This window comes from Candidatus Pelagibacter bacterium nBUS_44 (genome assembly GCF_051200895.1).
Classification (GTDB): domain Bacteria; phylum Pseudomonadota; class Alphaproteobacteria; order Pelagibacterales; family Pelagibacteraceae; genus Pelagibacter.
Genome location: NZ_CP172838.1, coordinates 476,353 through 497,077 on the forward strand (window position 1 = coordinate 476,353; position 20,725 = coordinate 497,077).

The 20,725-nt window shown below is 29.8% G+C and carries 18 protein-coding genes; 12 read left to right on the forward strand and 6 right to left on the reverse strand.

The window, feature by feature from the left end:
- From ACIJYB_RS02565 to ACIJYB_RS02575, 3 genes are all read left to right on the forward strand, one after another.
- Positions 1-1,515 carry an AMP-binding protein gene (locus ACIJYB_RS02565; protein ID WP_435151989.1) on the forward strand — a complete coding sequence of 505 codons (1,515 nt, stop codon included), beginning with the start codon at positions 1-3 and terminating at the stop codon, positions 1,513-1,515.
- A gap of 4 nt (positions 1,516-1,519) precedes the next feature.
- Positions 1,520-1,918 (forward strand): HIT domain-containing protein, encoded by a 399-nt coding sequence (locus ACIJYB_RS02570; RefSeq protein WP_435086825.1) that lies wholly within the window; start codon positions 1,520-1,522, stop codon positions 1,916-1,918.
- A 188-nt stretch (positions 1,919-2,106) separates the two neighbouring features.
- Positions 2,107-3,282: a hypothetical protein gene (locus ACIJYB_RS02575; protein WP_435151992.1), complete on the forward strand. Its 1,176-nt coding sequence runs from the start codon at positions 2,107-2,109 to the stop codon at positions 3,280-3,282.
- A gap of 24 nt (positions 3,283-3,306) precedes the next feature.
- Here the strand turns inward: ACIJYB_RS02575 and ACIJYB_RS02580 are convergent, their stop codons facing one another.
- Together ACIJYB_RS02580 and ACIJYB_RS02585 are read right to left on the reverse strand one after the other, a co-directional pair.
- Positions 3,307-3,588 carry a hypothetical protein gene (locus ACIJYB_RS02580; protein WP_435151994.1) on the reverse strand — a complete coding sequence of 94 codons (282 nt, stop codon included), beginning with the start codon at positions 3,586-3,588 and terminating at the stop codon, positions 3,307-3,309.
- Positions 3,572-5,026 carry a phosphomannomutase/phosphoglucomutase gene (locus tag ACIJYB_RS02585; protein WP_435151997.1) on the reverse strand — a complete coding sequence of 485 codons (1,455 nt, stop codon included), beginning with the start codon at positions 5,024-5,026 and terminating at the stop codon, positions 3,572-3,574. Before ACIJYB_RS02585 ends, ACIJYB_RS02580 begins: the two co-directional genes overlap by 17 nt.
- 157 nt (positions 5,027-5,183) lie before the next feature.
- On the opposite strand from ACIJYB_RS02585, the gene ACIJYB_RS02590 reads away from it, so the two are divergent.
- From ACIJYB_RS02590 to ACIJYB_RS02600, 3 genes are read left to right on the forward strand one after another with little or no spacing between them, the layout of a single operon-like run.
- Entirely contained in the window at positions 5,184-7,121 is a 1,938-nt protein-coding gene (locus ACIJYB_RS02590; protein ID WP_435151999.1) for a ribonucleoside-diphosphate reductase subunit alpha, read from the forward strand.
- The gene (locus ACIJYB_RS02595) at positions 7,112-8,128 is read left to right on the forward strand and encodes a ribonucleotide-diphosphate reductase subunit beta (RefSeq protein ID WP_435152001.1); all 1,017 of its coding nucleotides are present in this window, start codon (positions 7,112-7,114) and stop codon (positions 8,126-8,128) included. The genes ACIJYB_RS02590 and ACIJYB_RS02595 overlap by 10 nt, the downstream gene beginning before the upstream one ends.
- A 5-nt stretch (positions 8,129-8,133) precedes the next feature.
- A complete protein-coding gene (locus ACIJYB_RS02600; RefSeq protein WP_435152003.1) occupies positions 8,134-8,760 on the forward strand; it encodes a class I SAM-dependent methyltransferase in 627 nt (208 codons plus the stop codon).
- Here ACIJYB_RS02600 and ACIJYB_RS02605 read toward each other — a convergent pair whose 3' ends face one another.
- From ACIJYB_RS02605 to ACIJYB_RS02620, 4 genes are read right to left on the reverse strand one after another with little or no spacing between them, the layout of a single operon-like run.
- The gene (locus ACIJYB_RS02605) at positions 8,761-9,885 is read right to left on the reverse strand and encodes a bifunctional 2-methylcitrate synthase/citrate synthase (RefSeq protein WP_435152006.1); all 1,125 of its coding nucleotides are present in this window, start codon (positions 9,883-9,885) and stop codon (positions 8,761-8,763) included.
- Positions 9,885-10,781 (reverse strand): methylisocitrate lyase, encoded by an 897-nt coding sequence (prpB, locus tag ACIJYB_RS02610; RefSeq protein ID WP_435152008.1) that lies wholly within the window; start codon positions 10,779-10,781, stop codon positions 9,885-9,887. Before prpB ends, ACIJYB_RS02605 begins: the two co-directional genes overlap by 1 nt.
- Positions 10,781-12,283, reverse strand: a complete 1,503-nt coding sequence (locus ACIJYB_RS02615) for an MmgE/PrpD family protein (RefSeq protein ID WP_435152010.1) — start codon at positions 12,281-12,283, stop codon at positions 10,781-10,783. The genes prpB and ACIJYB_RS02615 overlap by 1 nt, the downstream gene beginning before the upstream one ends.
- Before the next feature lie 53 nt (positions 12,284-12,336).
- Positions 12,337-13,020, reverse strand: coding sequence for an HAD-IA family hydrolase (locus ACIJYB_RS02620; RefSeq protein ID WP_435152013.1), 684 nt, complete (start codon positions 13,018-13,020; stop codon positions 12,337-12,339).
- A gap of 69 nt (positions 13,021-13,089) precedes the next feature.
- Between ACIJYB_RS02620 and ACIJYB_RS02625 the strand changes: the two genes are divergently transcribed.
- Genes ACIJYB_RS02625 through cimA form a run of 6 tightly spaced genes read left to right on the forward strand, consistent with a single transcriptional unit; the run spans position 13,090 to position 20,716 of the window.
- The gene (locus ACIJYB_RS02625; protein ID WP_435152015.1) at positions 13,090-13,707 is read left to right on the forward strand and encodes a DapH/DapD/GlmU-related protein; all 618 of its coding nucleotides are present in this window, start codon (positions 13,090-13,092) and stop codon (positions 13,705-13,707) included.
- Positions 13,708-13,710: 3 nt separating this feature from the next.
- Positions 13,711-15,531, forward strand: a complete 1,821-nt coding sequence (glmS, locus tag ACIJYB_RS02630; protein WP_435152017.1) for a glutamine--fructose-6-phosphate transaminase (isomerizing) — start codon at positions 13,711-13,713, stop codon at positions 15,529-15,531.
- A gap of 35 nt (positions 15,532-15,566) precedes the next feature.
- Positions 15,567-16,946, forward strand: a complete 1,380-nt coding sequence (locus tag ACIJYB_RS02635; protein ID WP_435152020.1) for a class II 3-deoxy-7-phosphoheptulonate synthase — start codon at positions 15,567-15,569, stop codon at positions 16,944-16,946.
- 39 nt (positions 16,947-16,985) lie between these two features.
- The gene (gene nadE, locus ACIJYB_RS02640) at positions 16,986-17,723 is read left to right on the forward strand and encodes an NAD(+) synthase (protein ID WP_435152022.1); all 738 of its coding nucleotides are present in this window, start codon (positions 16,986-16,988) and stop codon (positions 17,721-17,723) included.
- Positions 17,724-17,768: 45 nt separating this feature from the next.
- On the forward strand, positions 17,769-19,118 hold the full coding sequence (cysS, locus tag ACIJYB_RS02645) for a cysteine--tRNA ligase (RefSeq protein WP_435152025.1): 1,350 nt from the start codon (positions 17,769-17,771) through the stop codon (positions 19,116-19,118).
- Positions 19,115-20,716, forward strand: coding sequence for a citramalate synthase (gene cimA, locus ACIJYB_RS02650; protein ID WP_435152028.1), 1,602 nt, complete (start codon positions 19,115-19,117; stop codon positions 20,714-20,716). The genes cysS and cimA overlap by 4 nt, the downstream gene beginning before the upstream one ends.
- Positions 20,717-20,725: the final 9 nt, after the last annotated feature.

The window sequence follows — 20,725 nt, forward strand, 5'->3', positions numbered from 1 at the left end:
ATGGAATTAGGCACAGTAAGAGATTTTATAAACTTTAATTCAGAAAATAACCCAAATTTAGATTTTATTACATGCCCAAATACTCAAAAAAAAATAACAAATAAAAATCTTAAAATAAATTTAAGTAAGATAAATTATTATTTATCTGTTGAAAAAAAACAGAAGAAAAATTCATTAATTTGTACACTGACAGAAAATTCACTAAGTGGAGTTCAGCTTATGTTAGGAATTATGTATTCTGGAATGATACAAGTTCCTCTCAATTTAGTGGCAGGTGAGGAGCAACTAGCTTACATCATTGAACATTCTGAATCTAAGATATTATTTTCGACTAAATCAAATTTAGGTTTAGCACAAAGAATAATCAAAAAGTCTAGTAGTGAAGTTGAGCTTATAGAAATTGATAAAGACAATTTCATAGATGAACTAAATGATGAAAAGAAAGAATTAGATAATCTTAATAAATCTGACAATGCTTTGTTAATGTATACATCGGGTACAACAGGAAAGCCTAAAGGTGTAATGCTCACTCATGACAATGTTTTAAATGGAGGTAAAAATGTTTTAATTTCACATGAGTTAACTACTACTGATAAGGCATTATGCGTTCTTCCATTATATCACATCAATGGCTTAATAGTTACAGTAATGGGGCCATTAGTAAGTCAAAGTTCATTAGTTTTATCTGAAAAGTTTTCTGCTACAAATTTTTGGAAACACATTGAAGAATTTAAATGTACTTGGTTTAGCATAGTACCAACTATAGTTTCTTCATTATTAAATAAATATTCAGAAGCTGAATTTAAATCATTGGATATATCACTTGTAAGATTTGGTAGAAGTGCATCGGCAGCATTAGCCCCAGAAACTCATAAAAATTTTGAAGAAAAATTTAAGATAAAGATGATTGAAACAATGGGTTTAACAGAAACATGCGCACCTATTTTGTCTAATCCACCTTCTCCTAATCCTATAAAATACGGTTCACCCGGTATACCTTACGGAAACGAAGTTAAAATTTTAGATGATAAATTTAGTGAAGTTGAAAGAAATACAATCGGTCAAATTTGTGTAAGAGGTAAAAATGTGATGAAAGAATATTATAAAAATCCTAACGAAACAAAAAAAAGTTTTTATAATGATTGGCTTTTAACAGGTGATCTAGGTTTAATGGACTCTGAAGATTTTGTCTTTGTAAAAGGTAGAATTAAAGAACTTATAATTAAAGGGGGTGAAAATATTTCACCAAGAGAAATTGATGATGTACTGTATCAGCATCCTGATGTACTTGAAGCAGCAGCATTTGGTGATGAATGTAGTCATTATGGCGAAACTGTAAAAGCAGGTGTTGTATTGAAAAATAAAAACTCATTAACTGAAAAAGATTTGATTAATCATTGTTCAAAAATTTTAGGTAAATTTAAATCACCAGAAAATATATTTTTTTTTGATGAACTTCCAAAAGGATCTTCAGGAAAAATTCAAAGATTAAAGATTAAAAATTTAATTAAATAATCTTATGTATCGAATTAATAAGAAATTCTTAAAATCCTCTCATCATATAACTGAACTAAAATTATGCTCTATAAGACTTCATGATAATTCTAAATTCCCTTGGTTAATACTAATACCTAAAAGAAAAAATGTAACAGATATCAGTAATCTTAATTCTAAAGATCAGATATTGCTTATGAAAGAAATAGTCTTTGTAAGTAAACTTATGAAGAAATTATTTAAAACTTCAAAACTTAATGTGGAAAAAATAGGTAATATAGTTCCACAATTACATATCCATATTATCTCAAGAAAAAAAACTGATAGCTCATGGCCATTATCTGTATGGGTTGTTAAAGGGAAAAAATATTCAGCAAAAAACTTAAAAGAAGTTTTAAATAAAATTAGATTAGCCTTTAAATAAAAAGAGGTGACTTCAGTCTCCCTCCATCACCTCATTTATAGACTAATCAATTCTTAAAGAATTCTTAAACACGTAAAAGGTGTATTTATAAAATATACACAATTTTATCTGTATTTTTGGTATTTAAAAAACCTAAATTAACCATCAATTGGGTATTAGAATCTTTTTATTGTTGATAACTTTTTAAAATGAATAAGAAAAAAATTCATAAAAAGATTTCTAAATTAGAAAAATTCTTACACATTGATGAGTTTGTTAAAAAAACAGATTTAAAAAAATTAATAAAAGTAAACCCATTAAATCAAGCAAAGAAATCAATTAATAGATTTTATCAAGATTATAAGAAAATCAAAGAGCGAGAAGACATTAAACGAGAAAAAAAAATTGAACTCGAAAATCAAAAAATTATTCAAGAAGAAAAAAAATTAATTCAAAAAGAAAAATTACAACAAGAAAAAGATGAAAAAATTAAGATTGTACAGAAAGAAAAACTTATAAAAGATAATGAAAAACTTATTGCAAAAAATGAAGAAAAAAGAAAAAAAGTTGAACTACGAAGATTAAAGATTGAACAACAAAAAATAAAAGATGAAGAAACTAAAAAATTAAGAGAGGATGCTAGGAAATTAAAAGAGGAGGAACAGCGTGTAAAAATGCTTGAGCGGAAAAGAATTCTTGAAGAAAAAACTGAATTTAAAATTGAACAAATAAGATTAAAAGAAATTGAAGCACAAAAAAAAAGAGAGGAAAAAGAAAAAGAAAAAGAAGAAATCAGAAGATTAAAATCTATTGAAAGTCAACAACGAAGAGAAGAAGAACAAAGAATTAGAGAAGCAGCAGCAAAACTTAAATATGAATCTGAAAGATTAAAAGAAACAGAAGAAAGATTAAGAAATTTAGAAATTGAAAGACAACAAGATTTAGCAAGACAATTGCTAAAAGAAGAAACTGAACAAAAAGTCAAAGAAGAAGAGTTAAGAAATAAAGAAAAAGAACTTAAATTTATTGAATCAGAACGTTTACTCAAAGTTAAAGCTGATCAAGAAAGAGAAAGAGAGTTAATTCTTGAAAAAGAAAGACTAGAAAAATTAGATAAAGAAGAAGAGAGAGCTAGACAAGAAAATTTTGAAGAAGAAGAGAGAATTAAACAAGAGCGATTAAGAATAAAAGAATGGGAAATAAAATTTGATGAAGAGCAAAAGATTAAAGAAGAAGCCTTAATAAAAAATTTTTATGGAGATAAAATTGATGATAACAACGATATCGATCTAAATAAATCTAACAATGAACTAAATACAAATGAAATTAGTTATGAAGGTTTTGATGCAGATGAGAGTTCAAATGCAGACGAAAGTTCAAAATAATTTTTTTGATAATTATCAGTCAAATTAGATCTCTTTTTCACAAAATTTAGAAGCAAAGTCAGTATCTTTAATTATTTTCTCAGGTTTTTGATTAAATATAATTTTTAACTGATCATCCGAAAATTTTTCACTTAATTTTTTAATTGTACATGAACAGTATATTTTAGCTTTTTGTGCACCTAAGTATTGTTTAGAATTTTGATAACATCCAATATACATTTCACGTTCATTTTTTTCATTAAAAGCATAAGTGTTCGAAATAGTTAAAAAAAATAAAAGAAAAATAAATTTATATTTTTTGATCATATTCGCCAACTTTTCCAGTTTTTTGAAGCAAATCATCAATAAAATCAAAGATTTTCTTCTTTCTAATATCTGATGTGGGGCTTTCAGTAACAATTACTAATGATGGTTTATTTGATGAGGCCCTAATTAATCCCCAAGATCCATCTTCAAAAGAAAATCTTACACCGTTAACTGTTAGAACTTCTGTTATTATTTGATCATCAATTTGAGTTTTATTACTTTTTATTTCCTCAATTTGTTTTACTAATTCTTCAACCACTTGGTATTTTTCTTCATCTTTACAGAAAGGGGCCATTGTTGGTGTTTGATAAGTATTTGGTAATTCATTTATGATTTCATTCATCTTTTTATGTTGATTATCTAATAAGTGACAAACATGTATTGCTGAATTAATTCCATCATCATAACCATAACCTAGTGGTTGATTAAAAAAGAAGTGACCACTTTTTTCAAATCCAGCTAAAGCTTTTTCTGTATTAACTTTTCTTTTGATATGTGAGTGTCCTGTTTTCCAATAAATAGTTTGACAATTATTTTCTAATAGAACCTTATCTTTTGGGTATAATCCTGTTGATTTTACATCTACTACAAATTTAGAATTTTTATGTTTAGTCGATAAGTTTCTTGCAATTAATAAACCAATTTTGTCAGAAAATATTTCATTACCTTTATTGTCTATAACACCAACCCTATCTCCATCTCCATCAAAACCAAAACCTATATCAGCCTTGTTATCTTTTACAGCTTTTGCTATCGCATGAAGCATTTCTAAATCCTCTGGATTGGGATTATATTTTGGAAAAGTCCAATCCAATTCACAATCAAGTTCAATAACTTCACAACCAATTCCTCTTAAAATATCTGGAGCAAAAACTCCTGCTGTACCGTTACCACACGCTACAACCGCTTTTATTTTTTTATCAATCTTATTACCGTTTATTAAATCATCTTTGTAAACTTGTTGAAAATTTTCTATTTTTTTTTCATTACCTTCACCATTTGAAAATTTTTTATTTAAAGTAATATCTTTTAATTCTTTCATTTCTTCTGGTGCATGAGTTAATCCTTTTTTGATGCCCATTTTGACACCAGTCCAACCATTTTCATTATGGCTTGCTGTAACCATTGCAACTGCATCAGCATCTAAATTAAATTGTGCAAAATAAACCATTGGAGATAATGACAAACCAATATCTTCAATATAACACCCTGTTGAAATTAAACCTTTTTTAAGTGCACTTTTAATTTCTTCGCTATAAGACCTATAATCATGACCAACTACTACTCTTGGGTTTTCTTTTTTTGTGTGATTTTTTATTTGAGTACCTAATCCTCTTCCAAGATTCGTGATTCCCTCACTATTGATATCTTTTTCATACAACCATCGAGCGTCATATTCTCTAAAACCATAAGGATCAATTTTAATATTTTGATTCATCTGTTAATTACTTACTCTTTTTTGAATTTTTTTATTGTAAAATATTTTGTTGCGTTCTATAAATGTTCTGTTGATTAATTGTTTATATGGTATATCAACATAAAAAGCATACAACATATAGTTGTTTTTGTCACAATAACAAAATATAGTACTAATTATGAATAAGATTCTATCACAGGCCCTAAAGAAAGCTGTCTCCGAATATAGCCCAGAAGTTAAAGAAGTTTCAAAAGGAAATAGACCTGATCTTTTTTCTTTAAGTACTGAAACTGAACTTTTTCAAAATGATAAAGGAATTATAATTAAGATCGATAGATCCAAAGATGCAAACTTAACTGACTTTGGTAAAGCCACTTTGAAAGACAGATACCTTGGACACAATGAGTCATTTCAAGATTTGTTTGCACGTGTTGCAAGCTCATACGCAGACGACAATTTACATGCACAAAGAATTTATAATTACATCAGCAACCTTTGGTTTATGCCTGCTACACCTGTTTTGTCAAATGGTGGAACTAAAAGAGGATTACCAATTTCATGTTTTTTAAATGAAGCTTCAGATAGCTTAGGAGGAATACTTGATCTTTGGAGTGAAAATGTTTGGTTAGCTGCAAAAGGTGGTGGTATAGGAAGTTACTGGGGTAACCTTAGATCTATCGGAGAAAAAATTGGTAAGGTTGGAAAAACATCTGGAATAATTCCTTTTATTAAAGTTATGGATTCTTTAACAATGGCAATTAGTCAAGGTTCTTTAAGAAGAGGATCTGCTGCTTGTTATTTACCAGTTGATCATCCTGAGATTGAAGAATTTATTGAAATGAGAAGACCCACAGGTGGTGACCCAAATAGAAAAGCTTTAAATTTACACCATGGTGTTTTACTTTCAGATGCATTCATGCGAGCTGTAGAAAATGACGAACAGTGGGGACTAAAAAGTCCTGCTGACGGAACTGTTCAACAAACAATATCTGCAAGAAATTTATGGATTAGATTATTAACTGCGAGGATTGAAACAGGTGAGCCTTATATTATTTACATTGATACAGTTAACAGATTAATTCCTCAGCATCACAAACTTGCTAATTTAACTGTTAAAACATCAAATCTATGTAGTGAGATAACTCTACCCACAGGAATTGATAAAGATGGAAGAGACAGAACAGCTGTTTGCTGTTTGTCTTCATTGAATTTAGAAAAATATGATGAATGGAAAGATGATCCTGACATGATAAATGATGTAATGAGATTCTTAGATAATGTTCTAACTGATTTTATAAAAAAAGCTCCTGATCAATTTAAAGATGCAAAATATTCAGCTGAAAGAGAAAGAAGTGTTGGATTAGGTGTAATGGGATTTCATTCTTTTTTACAAAAAAATAGAATTCCACTTGAGTCAGTAATGGCAAAATCTTGGAATAAAAAAATATTTAAACAGATTGATGAACAGGTTAACAAAGCTTCAAAAGATTTAGCTGAAGAAAGAGGAGCGTGTCCTGATGCTGCGGAATATGGTTATCAAGAAAGATTTTCAAATAAAACAGCAATTGCTCCAACAGCTTCAATATCAATTATATGTGGTGGAGCATCACCTGGAGTAGAGCCAATTGCAGCTAATAGCTACACCCATAAAACTTTGTCAGGTTCTTTTAATGTTAGAAATAGATATTTAGAAGAAATCTTAGAAGGTTATGGAAAAAATGATGATGAGACGTGGTCTACAATTACTACCAATCAAGGCTCTGTATCTCATTTAGATTTTTTAACTGATTTGGAAAAAGATGTTTTTAAAACTGCATTTGAATTAAATCAGAAGTGGATTATTGAGTTAAGTGGAGACAGAACTCCATTTATATCTCAGGCTCAGTCAGTTAATTTATTTTTACCAGCTGATGTTCATAAAAAAGAGTTACATAAAATTCATTTTGATGCTTGGAAAAAAGGCTTAAAAAGTCTTTATTACTGTAGATCAAAATCAATTCAAAGAGCTGAAAACATTAATGATGCAAAATCAACAGATGTTATAGCCAACGTTTATAAAAACAAACAAACTAAATCTGAAGAACCAGAATACGAGGAGTGTCTATCATGTCAGTAGCGGAAAAAATAAAAACACCAAACAAAGAAGTAATTCAGCCAAAGAAAATGGGTTTGCTAGTAGAAAATCCTGTTTACAAACCCTTTAGATACCCATGGTGTTATGATGCTTGGTTAACTCAACAAAGAATTCATTGGTTACCGGAAGAGGTACCACTAGGTGATGATGTTAGAGATTGGCAAAAAAATCTAACTCAATCAGAAAAAAATTTATTAACTCAAATATTCAGATTTTTTACTCAAGCTGATGTTGAAGTCAGCAACTGTTATTTAAGACATTATACAACTGTGTTTAAACCAACAGAAGTTTTAATGATGATGACTGCTTTTGCATCAATGGAAACTGTTCATGTAGCAGCATACTCGCACCTACTAGATACAATCGGGATGCCCGAGTCAGAATATTCTGCTTTCATGAAATATAAAGAGATGAAAGATAAATATGACTACATGCAAGGTTTCAATGTAAATTCTAAAGAAGATATTGCAAAAACTGTTGCAGTATTTAGTGCATTTACTGAGGGACTTCAATTGTTTGCTAGTTTTGCAATTCTTTTAAATTTTCCAAGACATAACAAGATGAAAGGGATGGGTCAGATAGTTACTTGGTCAGTTAGAGATGAAACTCTTCATTGTAATTCTATGATTAGAATTTTTAAAGAATTTATAAACGAGAACCCAGAAATATGGACTCCAAAACTTAAAAAAGAACTTTATGAAGCGTGCAGAACTATTATTGAACATGAAGATTCTTTTATTGATCTTGCTTTTGAAATGGGTCCAATGGAAGGTTTAACTGCTCAAGAAGTTAAAGATTATATCAGATTTATAGCTAACAGAAGACTTACTCAATTAGGTTTAGAGCCAATTTATGATGTACAAAAAAATCCTTTAACTTGGTTAGATACGATGCTTAATGCTGTTGAACACATGAACTTCTTTGAAGGTCGTGCAACAGAATACTCTAAAGCATCAACACAAGGTACTTGGGTAGAAGCATTTAGTTAATTCACTTGAAATATAGAAAGTATTTTCGCAAAACTAGCCTTAAACAAAAAGGTCATGGTGAGACTTTTCTTAAAGAAGTTTTAAATAAAAAACCTAAATTCTTTTTAGAAATAGGGGTTTTTCATGGTGTTACTGCAAGAAACATTTGTGAATTATTATATCAAATTCACGGTATTGATTTTAAATATGTTGGACTTGATCTTTTTGAAAAGAGCGATCAAAATAAATTTGAAGTAATTCCTAGCACTGACTTTAAAAACCCATTTAAAAAATTTTACCATCAATACATAACGAGACAAGATCCGTATAGTATTGAAGCAGTGTCAAACTTGTTAAAAAAATTTAAAAATCAAGTTCATTTAATACAAGGTAATTCTAATCAAGTATTAAAAAAAATGGACATGTCAAAAATAGATTTTGTTTTTTTAGACGGAGGACATGAATATAATACAGTCGTGAATGATTTAAATTCATGTATTGACGTACTTAAATTTAATGGATCAATCTTGTGTGATGATTATAATCTAGGTTCAGCACCTGGTGTTAAAAAAGCCATTGATGAATTTGTAAAAAATAATAATTTTAACTGTAAAATTTTTTGTGATGATAGATTTGCTTTAATTGAAAATTAATTATCTATAATTCAATTCCATTACTTTTCGGTGTTTACTTCCTTTATAGCTAGCAAGAGGCCTGATTAATTTGTTTGCAGCATGCTGCTCCATAATATGAGCTGACCAACCTGTAATCCTTGAAATTACAAATATAGGAGTAAAGAAGTCAGTATCAAAACCCATCAAATGATAAGTGGGTCCAGTTGGATAATCAACATTGGGATGAATATTTTTTTCTTTAATCATTACTTTTTCAACAATGTCATAAATTTTTTCAAATTTTTTATCCTTTTTAATTTTAGCGACTTTACCAAAGTATTCTCTCATAGTAGGAACTCTTGAATCTCCCGATTTATAGACCCTATGACCAAAACCCATTACAACATCTTTATTTTTAAGTGCGTTCTTAATCCATTTTAATGCATTTTCAGGTTTTTTAATTTTATTCATCATATGCATCACTTCTTCATTGGCTCCACCATGCAATGGTCCTTTTAAGCTAGCAATTGCTCCTGTGATTGCACCATGGATATCAGATAAACTACTTGTGATAGTTCTTGCGGTAAAAGTTGAGACGTTAAAACTATGTTCTGCATACAATATTAACGAAACATCAAACGCTTTAACAATTTCTTTTTGAGGAACTTTACCAAAACACATATAGAAAAAATTCTCTGCAAAAGTTAAAGTTTTTTTTGGCTTAATAATTTTTTTTCCATTTCTAATTCTATAAAATGCAGCTAAAGCAGTTGGTGTTTTGGCAAAAATTCTAAGTGCTTTTCTCATATTTGCCTCTGGAGAAGAGTTTTGTGTTTCTTTATCCTCTAAACCCATAACACTAACAGCAGTTCTAGCAACATCCATAGGATGAGATTTTTTTGGCATGTTTTTAATTATTTCGTACAAATTTTTTGACAACTCTCTGTTATCTTTTTCTTCTTTTTCAAATTTTTTAAGCTGAATTGAATTTGGCAAATCTTTATTTAAAATTAAATAAGCCACTTCTTCAAATTTGCACGCAGCACATAAATCTTGAGCAGCATAACCTCTGTAAGTTAGAGAGTTTATTTCAGGCATTACTTTAGAAACTTCAGTTTCGTCTACAACAATTCCAAGTAAACCTTTTTTAATATCATCACTCATTATTCGTGTCCTTCCGTGCTAAAATTATAAATTTTTTCATCTAATGAGTTATATTTTTCATATTCAACCAGCTCATATAGTCTTTTTCTAGTCTGCATTTTATCAATAATATTGTTCTGATGTCCATTAACATAAATGTCCCTTAATCCATCTTCTACGTTTTTCATTGCTAATCTTTGAGTAGTTACTGGGTAAATTACAATATTATAGCCAAAATTTTCTAACTCTTTGTAATTAAATAATTTAGATTTTCCAAATTCAGTCATATTAGCTAATAAATAACAAGAAAGTTCTTTTCTAACTTTTTCAAAATCCTGTGCATTATGTAAAGCCTCAGGAAAAATTATTTCAGCTCCAGCGTCAACGTATGCCTTACATCTATCAATCATTTTATCAATTCCCTCAACACCTTTTGCATCTGATCGAGCAATAATTTTAAAATTATCATCTTTTTTTGCTGCAACACATTCTTTGATTTTTTTAACCATCTCATCTGCTGAAACCAATTCTTTATTATCAAGATGACCACATCTTTTTCTTTCAATTTGATCTTCTAGATGAACTGCGGTAATTCCGAATTCTTCAAAAGTTTCTATAGTTTCTTTGCAAGATTTAAATCCTGTATCAATATCAACAATTGTTGGTAGGTTAGTTACTCTTGAGATTAAATATGATCTTGTGCTTACATCTTGTAAAGTTGTTAGACCTATATCTGGAAATCCAAGATCATTTGCCATAACACCTCCAGAAACATAAACCGCATCATAACCAATTTCCTCAATCAGTTTAGCTGTTAACGGATTGTAGGCACCGGGAACTCTTAAGATTTTATTTGATTTTAATTTTTCATTAAAATCTATTCTTTTTTGACTAGGCTCTTTTTCAACAAAGTGCACTAAAATATTCCTTTTTTAAGATTTCTTTTTAATTTACTTTTTTTAATGTCTATATTTAATTTATCTAATTGGCCTGATTTTAAATTTTTAAGATTTTGAACAGTTTTCAAAAAACGGTCACTTTCTTTTTTTTCTAATATTCCATTAGTTAGTGTTAAAAATTTATTAATATAATTTTGCCTTTTAAAAGGACGTGCCCCGTAAGGGTGTGCGTCTGCACGATCAAGTGATTCAGTAATTTTCTTACCGTTATTAAGTGTCACAATTACCTTTGCTCCAAAAGATTTATTTTTTGGATTTGGATCATGATATTTTTTGGTCCATTTTTTATCTTCAAAAGTTTTAATTGATCTCCAAATCTTAATTGTACTTTTTCTATTCGCTCTTGATTTTGTGTATGATTTAACATGATGCCAATCACCATCTTCTAAAGCCACAGCAAATATATACATAATAGAGTGATCCAGTGTTTCCCTACTTGCATTAGGATCCATTTTTTGAGGATCATTTGCACCAGTTCCAATTACATAATGAGTATGATGACTTGTAAAAATATCAATTTTTTTTATTTGGTTTAGATTTGGTATTTTTGATTTAAGTTTTTTTGCTAAGTCTATTAAAGCTTGTGATTGGTATTCTGCCGAATATTCTTTTGTATATGTTTCTAATATAGCTTTTTTACTTTCACTTTTTTTAGGAAGGGGCACTTTATAGTTAGCTTTTTTACCATCTAATATTCTAGCAATTACACTGTCTTCACCTTCATAAATTGGACTTGGCGCACCTTCGCCTCGCATTACTCTATCTACAGCTTCAATTGCAAGTTTACCCGCATGAGCTGGCGCGTAAGCTTTCCAACTTGAAATTTCACCTTTTCTTGATTGTCTAGTTGATATAGTTGTATGTAAAGCTTGTTGTACCGCTTGGTAAATAGTTTCGGTATTAAGTTTAAGCATTGTACCCAAACCTGCTGCAACACTTGGACCTAAATGCGCAATATGGTCAACCTTATGTTTGTGCAAACAAATACCTTTAACTAAATTAACTTGGACTTCATAAGCAGTAATTATCCCTCTTAAAAGATCTAAACCACTTTTTTTATTTTGTTGGGCAACGGCTAAAAGTGGAGGGATATTATCCCCAGGATGACTGTAGTCTGCTGCTAAAAATGTATCATGGTAATCAAGCTCTCTAACAGCTGTACCATTTGACCAAGCTGCCCACTCACAATCAAATTTTAATTTTGAGTCTACACCAAATAAAGTTGCTCCATTCTTTCGAATGTGTTTAAGAGCCATCTCTCTTGATGAGATAACTGGTTTTCTATTTAAAGAGGCAATAGCTACAGAAGCGTTATCAATAATTCTATTGATAACCATTTCAATAGAGTCTTTGTTTAGTTTTGAATTATCACTTGCGATCTCTGCTATTTTCCAGGCAAGCTGTTTATTTTTTGGTAGATTAATTTTTGATGGGTAAACCTTAACTGTATGTAATAACAAAATAACTCCTTAATAGAGTTTTTGTTTTAATAGTTAAAAAAAATTAATCAATATTAAAGATATTTTGTTATTATTTTTTCAATACCAACAAAGTCTTTTATTAGGTGATTGTGATATATTTCGGTTGTATTTTTTTCCGTATAACCGTTTTCTAACAAAATAACTGGTATCTCAGCAGCTTTTGCAGCATTTGCATCTGTTTCACTGTCTCCAATCATAATAGTTTTTTTTACATCACCATCTAATATTTCAACTACATTTGTCAGATGTCTTGGATCTGGTTTGCAGTAATCAAAAGTATTTGATCCAGCCACATATTCAAAAAAATCATAAATTCCAATTTTCTTTAAAAGATCATTTGATAAATGCTCTTGTTTATTGGTGCATACAGCCATTGATATATTTTGATCTTTGCACCATATTAAAAATTCTTTTACTCCATTGATTAATGTACTTTCATTATTAATATTTTTTCCATAAAAATTTATAAATTCCTTAACCATTTCATCTTTAATCTTGTCATCTAAAACTTTACTAAATTCTTTTTTAGCTTGACCCCAAATAGATCTTCCAATTAAAGCTCCTGCACCTTTGCCAACTAAATTTCTAATATCCTCAGTTGTTTTTGTAGGATAGCCAAATTTTTTCATTACATGATTGTGAGCCAACATCAAATCTGGTGCTGTATCAACGAGCGTTCCATCTAAGTCAAATAAAATTGTAAATTTTTGCTTCATTTATAAAGTATTTTAAAGAAATATTATGTGAATTAATTAAGACATATTCTTAATATAAAGGATTCTAAAATGAAAGAATTAAATTCACAAAAAAATCAAAATAAGCTTAGAAATAAATTTTTAAAAGTGGGTGTTAAGATGATGGGGCCTGAAACAATTTTTTTTTCAAATGATACAAAAATTGGAAAAAATGTAATTATAGAACCCTATGTTGTTATAGGAAAAAAAGTTAAGATAGGGAACAATGTAATCATTAAATCATTTTCTCATTTGGAGTCTTGTAAAATTGAGAGCAAAGTTGAGATTGGTCCTTATGCAAGAATAAGACCTAATACAACTTTGAAAGAAGGTTCTAAAATTGGAAATTTTGTTGAAGTAAAAAAAAGTACAGTTGGAAAAAAATCTAAAGTAAATCACTTATCTTATATTGGTGATAGTGATATAGGAAAATCAGTAAATATTGGTGCTGGTACAATTACTTGCAATTATGATGGAGTTAAAAAAAGCAAAACAAAAATTAAAGATAATGTTTTTATTGGGTCTAATTCATCGTTAGTAGCACCTGTAACAATCGATAAACAAAGTGTGGTTGGTGCTGGATCTGTCATTACTAAAAATGTCAAAAAGAAATCATTAGCATTAACTAGATCATTACAAACTGAAATTAGAAATTATAAAAAAAAATAGTTTATGTGTGGAATAATAGGTATATCAAGCAACAAATCTGTTTCAGCTAGTATCATTAACTCTCTTAAAAAATTAGAGTATAGAGGATACGACTCTGCAGGAATAGCAACTTTATCTAAAAATATTATTAATGAAGTAAAATCTGAAGGTAGAGTTGAGAATCTTGAAAAAAACTTTGATCTAAAAAGTTTGTCGGGAAATATTGGAATTGGTCATGTTAGATGGGCAACTCATGGTATACCCAATAGTATTAATGCTCATCCTCATTCATCTCATAATGTTTCTGTTGTTCATAATGGAATAATAGAAAACTCAACATTGTTAAAAAAATATTTAGTCAGTAAAGGGCATGATTTTAAATCACAAACAGATACTGAAGTTATTGTTCATTTAATTACTGAAAATTTAAAAACTGCAGAAATTCAAGAAGCAATAACAAAAACTCTTAAACAGTTACATGGAAGTTTTGCCCTTGGCATTATATTTAAAGATATGTCAGATTTAATAATCGGAGCTAGACGTGGATCTCCATTAGCAGTTGGTTATGGACCTAATGAAAATTACTTAGGATCAGACTCTTATGCATTAAAATCAATGACAAATAAAATTACTTATTTAGATGATGGTGAATTTTGTATTGTTAAAAAAGATGAGGTTACCTTTTTTAATGAAGAAGGTAAAAAAATTAATAAAAAAGTTTTAGAACTTTCATCTGACCAGGAAAACTATGATAAGGGTGATTTCAAGCATTTTATGGCTAAAGAAATAGAGGAACAACCCGAAACATTAAAAACTGGAATCAAAGAATATTTGGATAACATAAATAATGATATTAACATTTATAATTTCCCATGGAAAATTAATGAAATAAAAGCAGTGATTTTAATTGGCTGTGGAACAGCATATCACTCGTGTTTAATGGCCAAATATTGGTTTGAAGAACTAACATCTCTAGACGTTAATATCGATATAGCATCTGAATTTAGATACCGAAAAAATAGATTTAAAAAAGATACTTTATATGTATTTGTCTCTCAATCAGGTGAAACAGCCGATACTTATGCTGCTTTAGATTTATGTAATAAAAATGATATGAAAACATGCGCAGTTGTTAATGTAATTGAAAGCTCGATTGCAAGAGATTCTAATTTTGTTTTACCAATTCATTGTGGTCCTGAAATTGGAGTAGCTTCAACTAAAGCTTTTTTAGGTCAAATACTTATTTTATATATTCTTTCTTTAAAATTAAGTTCATTAAGAAAAGAAATTAATACAAACCTTTACGAAGAAAAAATTAAAGATCTTAAAGAATTGCCTGCACTAATCGAAAAAACATTATTAACTGATAATGACATTCAATCAATATCAACGACATTTAATGAAGCAAAAGGCTCAATGTTTTTAGGAAGAGGTTTTTCATATCCTATAGCACTTGAAGGAGCGCTGAAACTTAAGGAATTATCTTATGTCCATGCAGAAGGATATCCCGCGGGTGAAATGAAGCATGGTCCTTTGGCTTTAATTGAAAAAGGTATGCCAGTTGTTGTTCTAGCTCCTAGAGACAGCTACTATAAGAAAACTATTTCAAACATGCAGGAAGTTATAGCAAGGGGCGCTAAAGTTTTATTGATTACCAATAAAAGTAAAGATGAAGTGGTTTCCGAAAACATATGGGAGACAATTGAAGTAGAAAATACGAATGATGATTTGCTACCGTTCCTTTTAACTATTCCACTTCAAAAATTAGCATATTATTCAGCTCTTAAAAAAGGTCATGATATAGATAAACCAAGAAATTTGGCAAAATCTGTAACAGTTGAATAAATAATTATCTCTGCTAAAACAATCCTTAGTTGAATATGAAAAATTGGAAAAAAAATAGCTGGAGAAAATATCCCGTAAAACACATTCCTGAATATCCCAATAAAAAAGAATTAGGAATGGTTTTGGATAAAATGAGCAAGTTTCCACCTTTGGTATTTGCAGGAGAAACAAGACATTTAAAAAGCCAACTTGCCGATGTTGTGGATGGAAAAGCTTTTTTGCTTCAAGGGGGAGATTGTGCAGAAAGTTTTGCAGAATTTAATCCGGATAATATTAGAGATACGTTTAAGCTAATGTTGCAAATGTCATTAGTTCTTACTTATTCAGCATCATTACCTGTTGTAAAAGTCGGAAGAATTGCTGGTCAATTTTCAAAACCCAGAAGTTCACCAGTTGAATCTAAAAATGGTATAGAGCTCCCAAGTTATCTAGGAGATAATATTAATGGAATGGAATTTAATGAAAAATCAAGAGTTCCAGACCCTAAAAGATTGTTTAAAGCTTATTCTCAATCAGCAGCAACTTTAAATCTTATCAGAGCTTTTTGTCATGGTGGATTTGCAGATCTTCAAAATGTTCATACTTGGAACTTAGGATTTATAAAAAATAGCCCTGAGTTAAAAAGATTTAAAGAATTAGAAGATAGAATTGCTGATGCCTTAGCATTTATGGAAGCTTGTGGAATAAATTCGGATTTTAATAGAAGATTAAAGACAGTTAACTTCTGGACTTCTCACGAAGCATTATTATTGCCTTTTGAAGAAACAATGACCAGAACAGATTCTACGACTGGTGAAAATCACGATACTTCAGCACACTTTGTTTGGATTGGAGATAGAACCAGACAGTTAGATGGAGGACATGTTGAATTTTGTAGAGGTATTGAAAACCCTATTGGTATTAAGTGTGGCCCAACATTAAAATCAGAAGATTTAATTAATCTTTGCAATAAAATTAATCCAAATAATGAAAAAGGTAAAATTACTTTAATTTCTAGATTTGGTGCTGACAATGTTTCAAAACATTTGCCAAAATTAATTAGAGCAATTAAAAAAGAAGGCTTAAATGTAATTTGGTCATGTGATCCATGCCATGGTAACACAATTAAAGCTACCACAGGTTTTAAAACAAGACCTTTCAATAGTGTTTTAAAAGAAGTTAAAAATGTATTTGCTTGTCATCAAAGTGAAGGAAGTTATGCGGGAGGTTTGCATATAGAAATGACCGGCCAAAATGTGACTGAATGCATTGGTGGAGCTCAAAAAATATCAGAAAAAGACTTGTCATCTAGATATCACACTCATTGCGATCCGAGACTTAACGCAAATCAAGCCTTAGAATTAGCTTTTTTAATTTCTGATGAGATTAAAAAGAATAGCTTATATTCTAAAAATGCAGACAGAGCGGCATCTTAAAACATTGTAAAAGATATCAACTAATAATATTTTAAAATTATGAATATCTCAGAAAAAGTAAATTTTATATCTAATTGGATAAAAGATTATGCTAACAATATGCCAAGTAAAGCACAATCATTAGTGATTGGTATTTCTGGTGGAATAGATTCATCTGTATCAAGCACCTTAAGTGCAATGACTGGATTAAAAACAATTGTATTGTCAATGCCAATTAAACAAAAATCTCACCAACATGATTTAAGTTTAAAACATCAAGAGTGGTTAGTAAGTAAATTTAAAAATGCTGAAGCGCATACAATAAATTTAGATGAATTATTTTCAGCTTTTTCTAACAGCTTATCTAAATTTGATAATGAACACGGCATGGCAAATTCTAGAGCAAGATTACGAATGACAACTCTTTATCAAGTAGCTGCAGCAAATAAAGGTATTGTTGTTGGTACAGGTAATAAAGTGGAAGATTTTGGTGTTGGGTTTTATACAAAATATGGTGACGGTGGAGTTGATATTTCTCCAATAGCAGATTGTAATAAAACAGAAGTTTGGGAGATTGGAAAAGAACTTGGAATTTTAGAAGAAATTATTGAGACAGCTCCTACAGATGGACTATGGGATGATGGTCGAACGGATGAAGGCCAACTTGGTTTAAAATATCAAGAGTTAGAAGAAGCTATGGATAACCCAAACTCACCTAATAGAGCTAAATACGAAACAATAAGAAAACAAAATTTGCATAAAATGGAGCCCATTCCAGTATGCAAAATTCCAAATTAATCAAATAGATTCACAAATCTATAAATTAAGTATATTTCTAAAATGATGAATAAAGATATTTTTTTAACAAACAATCTAAGTAACAAAAAAGAAAAATTTGTTCCAATAGATGAAAGAAATGTAGGTATGTATGTTTGTGGCCCTACAGTTTATGATGACCCCCATATTGGTAATGCTAGACCTATAGTTATCTTTGATATTCTTTTCAAAATACTCAAGAGTAAATTTTCTTCAGTAACTTACGTAAGAAATATTACAGATGTTGATGATAAAATAATTAAATCATCAAATGATAAGAAAATATCTATCTTAGATTTAACTGAAACTGTAATCAAAAGTTTTGATGAAGATTGTAATTATCTAAATTGTGAAGCACCAACACAACAACCTAAAGCGACAGAACATATAGATTTAATGATTGAGATGATTTCTGAATTAATTAAAAAAGATTTTGCTTATGAAAGTAATAAACATGTTTATTTTGAAGTTAAAAAGTTTGAAGACTATGGAAAATTATCTAACAAAAAGTTAGAGGATTTAATTGCCGGATCAAGAGTTGAAGTAAGTGATAACAAAAAGAACTCTGAAGATTTTGTGTTATGGAAACCTTCTTTGGAAAATGAACCTTCTTGGAACTCTCCATGGGGAAAGGGTAGACCAGGTTGGCATTTAGAATGTTCTGCAATGTCTAAGAAATTTCTAGGTAATGAGTTTGATATACATGGAGGAGGAATAGATTTAATTTTTCCACATCATGAAAATGAAATAGCTCAATCAAGATGCGCAAATGACACTAAAGTTTTTGCAAATTATTGGCTGCATAATGCATTTATCACCATGTCCAATGAAAAAATGGCGAAATCTCAAGGAAATATATTAAAGATAAAAGATTTTAGAAAAAAAGTTAGCGGACAAGTTTTAAGATTAGCTTTAATTAGCGCTCATTACAAACAGCCATTGGATTGGAACGATAAACTATTAGAGGATTGTCAAAATACGATTGATAAATGGTATAATGTTTATATGCCGTCAAAAAAAGATGTTAATGACGAAACTATCCAACCCTTGTATGACGATGTAAATACACCTGGTTATATTGCAAATTTACATAAACTTTATGAAAAAGCTAATAAAGGAAATGATGAAGACAAACAAATATTTAATTCAGCTTGTAACTTCATAGGTTTACTTCAAGAAACTAAAGAGGTTTGGTTAAATTATAAAAAAGATAAAGTAAATATTTCAGAAGAAGAAATTGAAAGCAAGATAGAACTTAGAAATAAAGCTAGGGCTGATAAAGATTATAAAGAAGCTGATAATATAAGAAACTACCTTTTTGATAAAGGTGTTTTAATAGAAGATAAAGATGGTAAAACAATTTGGAAATTTAAATGAGTAACGAAAAGCTATATATTTTTGACACCACATTAAGAGATGGTGCTCAAACACAAGGAGTAGATTTTTCAATCGATGACAAAGAAAAAATATCAAATTCATTGGACAGACTAGGTGTAGATTATATTGAAGCGGGATGGCCAGGAGCCAACCCTATGGATACTGAATTTTTTAATAAAGATCATGGTTTTAAAAACGCTAAACTTACAGCTTTTGGGATGACCAAAAAATCAGAACATAGTGCTGAAAATGACCCAATGTTAGCATCACTAATAAATTCAAAAAGTTCTTCTGTTTGTCTGTTTGGAAAATCTTGGGATTTTCAAGTTGATGTAGCACTTGGAATTACTAATGAAGAAAACTTAGAAAATATTAGTGAAAGTGCAAAACATATAGTTAGTTCGGGCAAAGAGTTCATGTTTGATGCAGAACATTTTTTTGATGGATATAAATCTAATTCTGATTATGCATTGAAGTGTTTGAAGGCAGCATTTGATCAAGGAGCTAGATGGATTGTATTATGTGATACAAATGGCGGAACTCTTCCACACGAAGTATCTAGAATTGTATCAGAGGTTACAAAACATATACCGGGAAAGAATTTAGGTATTCATGCTCATAATGATACAGATAATGCAGTAGCAAATACTTTGGCTGCAGTTCAATCAGGGGTTAGACAAATTCAAGGAACTATCAATGGATTAGGAGAGAGATGTGGTAATGCAAATTTAATGTCTTTAATTCCATCATTATTTTTAAAGAAAGATTTTAGTGAAAAATTTGAACTTAATATTAAAAGAGAAAACCTAAAGAATTTAACACAGTGCTCGAGATTATTGGACGAACTGTTAAACAGAAAACCTAATAAACATTTACCATATGTGGGAGCTTCTGCTTTTTCACATAAAGGAGGTATGCATGTTTCTGCAGTCCAAAAGAATCCAAAAACATATGAACACATTGATCCTGAAGAAGTAGGAAATTCAAGAAACATTGTGGTTTCAGATCAAGCTGGTCAATCCAATATAATGTCTAGATTAAAATCAATTGGTATCCAAATTGAAAAAAATGATCCAAAAATTAAAAAACTTTTAAGTGAAGTTAAAGACAGAGAATTTATTGGTTATAGTTATGATGGAGCAGACGCCTCATTTGAATTATTAGCTAGAAGATTGATAGGCGATATACCAAGATATATCTTAATCAACGAATATGATGTGTCAGTTAAAAAGGATAGTGCTGGTGAAATTATTTCACATGCAAAAGCACAATTAGAAGTCGATGGCCAGAAAATATTATGTGAAGGACAGGGTAATGGACCTGTAAATGCACTTGATAATGCGATTAGAAAAAATGTAAATAAACTTGCGAAATATTCTGAGTATTTAAAAGACTTAAAACTAGTTGATTATAAAGTGAGAATTTTAAATACAGGTACTGAAGCTGTTACCAGAGTTTCAATTGAAAGCACAGACTCCAAAGGTGTTAACTGGTTCACGATAGGTGTTTCGCCAAACATAATTGATGCATCTTTTAAAGCTTTGGTTGATAGTTTGGACTATAAATTATTTAAAGATAAGGCACCAGCTAGTCTATAGGTTTTAAAT